The sequence below is a fragment of the uncultured Methanobrevibacter sp. genome (assembly GCF_902770715.1).
GTDB lineage: Archaea > Methanobacteriota > Methanobacteria > Methanobacteriales > Methanobacteriaceae > Methanocatella.
On record NZ_CACXTS010000069.1, the window covers coordinates 989 to 4,699 of the forward strand.

At 37.2% G+C, this 3,711-nt stretch carries 4 protein-coding genes; 3 read left to right on the top strand and 1 reads right to left on the bottom strand.

All coding sequences use genetic code 11. The features are described 5' to 3' along the window. Positions 1-515: alanine:cation symporter family protein (locus tag QZU81_RS10635; protein WP_295591732.1), on the bottom strand; the 515-nt coding region annotated here is incomplete at its 3' end. A 414-nt stretch (positions 516-929) separates the two neighbouring features. Here QZU81_RS10635 and QZU81_RS10640 point away from each other — a divergent pair. The 3 genes from QZU81_RS10640 to QZU81_RS10650 all read left to right on the top strand — a co-directional run bounded on the left by QZU81_RS10640 (position 930) and on the right by QZU81_RS10650 (position 3,705). Further along, the gene (locus QZU81_RS10640; RefSeq protein WP_292824675.1) at positions 930-1,994 is read left to right on the top strand and encodes an NAD(P)-dependent alcohol dehydrogenase; all 1,065 of its coding nucleotides are present in this window, start codon (positions 930-932) and stop codon (positions 1,992-1,994) included. Positions 1,995-2,176: 182 nt separating this feature from the next. Continuing rightward, positions 2,177-3,247 (top strand): chloride channel protein, encoded by a 1,071-nt coding sequence (locus QZU81_RS10645; protein ID WP_295591734.1) that lies wholly within the window; start codon positions 2,177-2,179, stop codon positions 3,245-3,247. 8 nt (positions 3,248-3,255) lie between these two features. After that, the gene (locus QZU81_RS10650) at positions 3,256-3,705 is read left to right on the top strand and encodes a TrkA C-terminal domain-containing protein (RefSeq protein WP_295591736.1); all 450 of its coding nucleotides are present in this window, start codon (positions 3,256-3,258) and stop codon (positions 3,703-3,705) included. Positions 3,706-3,711: the final 6 nt, after the last annotated feature.

Consider the following 3,711-nt stretch of genomic DNA (forward strand, 5'->3'; position numbering starts at 1 on the left):
AATGTGGACTGGAGGTTAAATGAGCAGAGCATATTGAATCCGATTGCATAGGTCATAATCAGAAAAATACAGAATAGAACGGCCAATTTTTTATTGTTCAGGCCCTCTTCGATATAATATGCAGGACCACCATAGGCATGGCCTGTATGGTCTCTTTGCTTAAAGACCTGTGCCAGTGTACTTTCAATGAATGCTGAGGATGCGCCTATAATACACATCACCCACATCCAGAAAACGGATCCCGGACCACCGAGACAGATTGCTGTAGATACACCGATAATATTTCCTGTCCCTACCCGTGAAGCGGTTGATACCAGCATCGCCTGCAGGGAAGATACGGCACCCTCTTCACCAGGCGGTTCCAGAAGGATTTTCATAGATTCGCCAAAGAGTCTAATCTGCACCCCTCTTGTTTTGATAGTGAAATACAATCCTGCTATTGCCATGACGATAATCAATATAGGAAAGTACATGACATTGTCGATTTGATTAAGTATAAATGCTATATCTATCATTGTCATTCCCTTTTTTTGTCAGTTTGTTTGTTATCAATTAATTAATAGTTTGGTCTTTTTTAGTATTAAAGTATATATTTTACTGTATTTTTGTATATATTTTTAATTTATTATAGGATATTTTATAATTTTTGATAAGAAATATATTGAAAATTATTTAATTTTCATTATTTGATTCATTTTTTTTGTATTAATTATTATATTCTTTATTTGCCATTTATTGTTGCAAATAAATTGAATAAATATTAAATAAAATATAAAAAAATTATTATTTTATATAATTTTTTTGAATATTTTTTATTAAAAAATAAAATTTATATATTTCTAATAGTATAATATAAATTACAGGCAGTATTATTTTAAGTTAGTTTTGAAATTGATACGCCTTTTAAAAAATTTTTGGGAGATAAAAAAATGAGAGGACTTGCAAGAATCGATCAAGATGTAATGGACTGGGTTGAAAAAGATGAGCCAGAATGTGGACCATATGATGCAATCGTAAAACCAATTGCACTTGCACCATGTACTTCAGATGTGCACATCGTCTGGGGAAACGCATACATGAGTGATGCTCCAAATCGTATTTTAGGTCACGAAGCTACTGGTGTTGTTGAAGAAGTCGGAAGCCATGTAAAAGACTTCAAACCTGGAGATCGTGTAATCGTACCTGCAATTACTCCTGACTGGCTTACTGTTCCAGGACAAAGCGGATTCGGTCAACACTGTTACGGAATGGGTACAGGAATGAGCTTCATCACATTTAAGGATGGGGTATTTGCTGAACGTTTCAATGTAAACCAAGCTGACGGTAACATGGCACACTTGCCTGACAACGTTTCACTTGACCAAGCTGTAATGATTTCTGACATGATGACAACCGGTTTCTATGGAGCAGAACTTGCTGAAATCAAGCCGGGTGACACTGTAGCAGTATTCGGTATAGGTCCTGTAGGACTTATGGGTGTAGCAGGAGCACACTTCATGGGTGCATCAAGAATTCTTGCTGTAGGAAGCAGACCCGTATCAGTTAAAGTCGCAAAAGAATACGGAGCATCAGACATTGTTGATTATCATGACGGTGACACCGTACAGCAAATCATGGACTTGACTGACGGCAAAGGTGTGGACAAAGTTGTTGTCGCCGGTGGTGGCGCAAACACTGTTGGTGAAGCATTAGAAGTCTTAAAAGTCGGCGGTGTTTTAGGTAACGTAAACCATTACGACGGTGTAGCAGAAGTCCCATTGCCTGCACTTGCATGGGGAGCAGGTCTTGCAGACAAAACAATCCGTGGTGGAGTATGTCCTGGTGGACGTGCTAGAATGGAACAACTCGTAAAATTAGTTGAATACGGTAGATTTGACTCAAGTAAATTAATCACTCACAGATTTACTAACTTCGATGACATTTACGAAGCAATGATAATCATGAGGGACAAACCACGTGACTTAATTAAACCTGCTGTTATTATGGATGAATAGAGCTATAATTTATTTTATAGCTTTTTTTTATTTTTTTTTTTAATTAATCAATATATTAAATATTATTTTTTTAAGTTGTGAATGCACAGGTCAGATTTCATTGGAAGAAATCTGCACATAATTCAGAAAGAATATTCTTGATTTTGAAAATAATTTATATGAATTAAAATAATAATTATTAAATGATGAGAGCTCTTGAGAAAACATTGAAATCTGTTGTTGAAAATCCAAGATATATCTTCCGTTTAACTGTTCAGGGTATTATGGTCGGTATATTTGCAGGGTTGATGGTATGCCTTTACCGTTTTTTACTTTATGGTTCAGAACATGTTTTAAGAGAGTATTTAAATGTGATTAATGGTAATTTAATTTACACTATTTTATTTTTCATCGCCCTTGCCGTCATGGGACTTTTAGTTGATTGGCTGACTAAATGGGAAGTTGATTCTGCTGGAAGCGGCATACCTCAAGTCTATGCGGAGGTAAAGGGACACATGGAGGCAAATTGGGCAAAAGTTCTTTTTTCTAAAATCGTTTCCGGAGTCTTGACTGCTCTTGGCGGTTTGTCCTTAGGTCCTGAAGGTCCGTCAGTTCAAATCGGGGGTATGGCAGGAAAAGGTATTGCAAAACTTTTCAAGGGATCCAAAACCGATGAGCTGAGGTTGATTCTTGTAGGCTCTGCTGTAGGTATTACAGCAGCATTCAATGCGCCATTGGCAGGTGTTATCTTTGTTTTTGAAGAAATCAATCACGGATTCGACAAGACTTTGGTTTTCATTGCACTTGTATCAGCTATTGTATCAGACTTCATATCAAAAGTCATTTTTGGCCAGTCTACTGCATTGACATTTCCAATTCACAACATCCCTCTAGAATCTTACTGGCTATTAATCATTCTGGGGATATTGATTGGCCTTTTAGGTTATGTTTACAATGTTGGGATGATTAGGTCAAGTGATATGGTGGCGAATTTGAAGATTCCTTCATGGCTTAAGTTTGTATTGGTATTTTTAGTGTCCGGGGTTGTCGCTTTAACAATTCCTGAAATAAGTGATGGAGGACACTTTATGATGGACATCCTTGACATTGCCATGCCGTCACTTGGAGTGCTGATGCTTTTGTTAGTATTGAAATACCTGTTTTCAATGTTTTCATTCTCTTCCGGTGCACCTGGAGGCATATTTTTGCCTATATTGGTATTGGGAGCATACATTGGAGCGGTATTCGGTTCCGCCGTAGTTCCTAATTCGTAGTCATTTCAATGGCAGGATTCTTTGCCGCAACCGTAAGGTCTCCAATCACAGGCGTTGTCCTGATAGCTGAAATGTGCGGTTCAACCGAGTCATTGGTTGCGATGATTATCGTATCATTGATAGCATATGTGGTGCCTACACTTTTAGGAAACGAACCGATTTATGAGTCATTATATGATAGATTGCTCTTGAATAAAAACAGGGAATTTGTTAAGAAACCCTCAAAGCATGTCTTATCAGAATATCTTGTTCCCCTTGACTGCAACTACATTAATTTTAAAATCAAGGACATCCCATTCCCGAAAAATGCAATTGTGGTATCAGTAATAAGAAATGGAAAGTACATCATTCCAACGGATGATTTCCATATAAAATATTCGGACCAGATTCATGTACTGACCGATGTAAATGATTATCCGTTTGTTAAAGAGGAAATTGAAGAGTTGTTTGGTGGTTAGATGAGC

What these genes read in the sequence shown, in the direction of transcription:
- QZU81_RS10640 (WP_292824675.1), top strand. Translation starts at nt 930, where the DNA reads ATGAGAGGACTTGCAAGAATCGATCAAGATGTAATGGACTGGGTTGAA.
- QZU81_RS10645 (WP_295591734.1), top strand. Translation starts at nt 2,177, where the DNA reads ATGATGAGAGCTCTTGAGAAAACATTGAAATCTGTTGTTGAAAATCCA.
- QZU81_RS10650 (WP_295591736.1), top strand. Translation starts at nt 3,256, where the DNA reads ATGGCAGGATTCTTTGCCGCAACCGTAAGGTCTCCAATCACAGGCGTT.